The following is a 909-nucleotide window of genomic DNA, read 5'->3' on the forward strand; positions in this document are numbered from 1 at the left end:
TCATGCCAACGTTTTGCTAGCCATGCCATATAGTGCACCATTCGTAGACCGCGAAGTGGCTCGATTAGTTTCAATTCCGCGGCGTTAAAGTCGCAAAACTCTTGATACGCCTCTAAAATGATGTCCAGTTGCATCAGCTTATCTTGGCGTTCGCCGTTAAGTAGCATCCACAAATCTTGTACGGCAGGGCCGTTGCGCGAGTCATCTAAATCGACAAACATTGGGCCGTCGCGCCACAAGATGTTACCCGGATGGCAATCTCCATGCAGACGAATCGTTGCGAAGCTGCCTTGCCAGTGGTTTTCGATGGCTTTGATGAGCATGTCCAAGTCATTGAAAAAGCTGTTTTCTAAATGCATCGGGATCATATTGGCGTTTTGCAAAATCTCACGTGGTTGGTAGAGATACTCTTGCAAACCAATGGTAGGGCGATGTTGAAAAGCTTGTCGGCTGCCGACTTTATGGATGCGTCCTAAAAAGCGACCAACTCCTTCAAGTTGCTCTAAGTTATCGACTTCAAACTGACGACCGCCCACGCTTTTGAAGAGAGCGAACCCGTAGCCTTGATAGTGGTGCAGGGTGTTGCCATTGATGCGTACGGGTGGGGCGACGGGGATTTCGTTATCAATCAGCTCAAGCGTGAAATCGTGCTCTTCTTGAATCTGCTCGTTGCTCCAACGTTCCGGACGATAGAACTTCACGACGTAGCGACGGCGCTCTTCATCGGTAAATTGATACACTCGGTTTTCGTAACTGTTGAGAGGCAGAAAGCCCGATTCAGCACGAATGCCAATGCTTTCTAACGCGTACCACATGAAATCAGGGGTGAGGGCGTCAAAGTTAAACATACTTTGGGACATATAAATAAAAAGGCTCATTACTGAGCCTTTTTCCATTAATTGTCGACGT

1 protein-coding gene is annotated in these 909 nt (G+C 47.9%); it reads right to left on the reverse strand.

The window, feature by feature from the left end:
• The coding region (locus R7Q48_RS25535; protein ID WP_318132950.1) for a serine/threonine protein kinase at positions 1 to 860 on the reverse strand (860 nt) is incomplete at its 3' end.
• Between the last annotated feature and the right edge of the window lie 49 nt (positions 861 to 909).

The sequence above is a fragment of the Vibrio sp. 378 genome, from assembly GCF_033339435.1.